At 62.8% G+C, this 1,516-nt stretch carries 2 protein-coding genes; both read right to left on the bottom strand.

Features of this window, described 5'->3' with window-relative positions; translation table 11 throughout:
* A partial coding sequence (locus BKP54_RS34735; protein ID WP_143347952.1) for an NAD(P)/FAD-dependent oxidoreductase occupies positions 1 to 781 on the bottom strand: 781 nt, incomplete at its 3' end.
* A gap of 7 nt (positions 782 to 788) precedes the next feature.
* Positions 789 to 1,516, bottom strand: a 728-nt coding sequence (locus BKP54_RS34730) for an FAD-binding protein (RefSeq protein ID WP_128090579.1), incomplete at its 5' end; no start/stop codon positions are given.

The raw sequence follows: 1,516 nt of genomic DNA, 5'->3' as shown, positions 1-1,516 counted from the left end.
CCATGTTGTCTTCGAGGTGGTAGAGGAACGAACCGCCGCCGGTCTTCATGCCGAGCGGCCAGCCGAACGAGTGCTGCACCAGACCGGGCCTGTGGTTCTCGGGCTTGACCTGCCACAGTTCCTTGAGGCCGATGCCGAATTTCTGGACGTCGCGATCCCTGGAGAGATCGAATTTTGAAATCAGCTCTTTGGCGAGCGAACCGCGCACGCCCTCGCCGATCAGCGTGTATTTGCCGAGCAGTTCCATGCCGCGGGCAAAGTTCGGCCCCGGCTCGCCGTTGCGCTCGATGCCCATGTCGCCGGTGGCGACACCGATGACGGCGCCTTCGTCGTTATAGAGCACTTCGGTTGCGGCAAAGCCCGGATAGATCTCGACACCGAGCGCTTCGGCGTGGCCGGCAAGCCAGCGGCAGACGTTGCCGAGCGAGACGATGTAGTTGCCGTGATTGTTCATCAACGGCGGCATGGCGAAGTTCGGCAGGCGGATCGAGCCGGCGGGACCGAGCAAGAGGAAATGATCGTCGGTAACCTCGGTCTTGAACGGATGGTCGGCCTCGTCGCGCCAGCCCGGCAGCAGCCGGTCGATACCGATGGGGTCGACGACGGCACCCGACAGGATATGCGCGCCGACTTCGGCGCCTTTTTCCAAGACCACCACCGAAAGCTCGGGATTGACCTGCTTCAACCGGATCGCTGCCGAAAGCCCCGCAGGCCCCGCGCCGACGATCACCACGTCGAACTCCATACTCTCGCGCTCGGGCAACTCACTTATATTGGTCATGGCGCGATCAGAGCGTCTTTTCGAGTTCGGGGAGCGCCTCGAAGAGGTCGGCGACGAGGCCGTAGTCGGCGACCTGGAAGATCGGTGCCTCATCGTCCTTGTTGATGGCGACGATGACCTTACTGTCCTTCATGCCGGCCAGGTGCTGGATCGCACCGGAGATGCCGCAGGCAATGTAGAGATCTGGGGCAACCACCTTGCCGGTCTGGCCGACCTGCCAGTCGTTCGGGGCATAACCGGCGTCGACTGCCGCGCGCGATGCACCGACGGCAGCGCCGAGCTTGTCGGCAACCGGCAGGATCACTTCCTTGAATTTTTCCGACGAGCCGAGTGCACGGCCGCCCGAGATGATGATCTTGGCCGAGGTCAGCTCCGGACGATCCGACGACGACAGCGCGTCGGCAACGAAGCTCGACAGACCCGGATTGGCCGCAGCTGCGATCGCCTCGATTGAAGCCGAACCGCCTTCGGAGGCCGAGGCGAACGAGGCGGTGCGCACGGTGATCACCTTTTTCGCTTCCGTCGTCTGCACCGTCTGGATGGCGTTGCCGGCATAGATCGGACGCTTGAAGGTATCGGACGAGACCACCTCGGTGATTTCGGAAACTTGGGCAACATCGAGAAGCGCTGCAACCCGCGGCAGGACGTTCTTGCCGACCGAAGTGGCAGCAGCAAGGATGGTGTCGTAATTGCCCGACAGCGAAACGATCAGCGCCGCCAAGGGTTCGGCCAGAT

This window comes from Ensifer sp. 1H6, from assembly GCF_001976035.1.
GTDB classification, from domain to species: Bacteria; Pseudomonadota; Alphaproteobacteria; order Rhizobiales; family Rhizobiaceae; genus Ensifer; species Ensifer canadensis.
The sequence above is the reverse complement of the archived record's forward strand: the minus strand, read 5'-3'. Positions and strand labels throughout refer to the sequence as shown.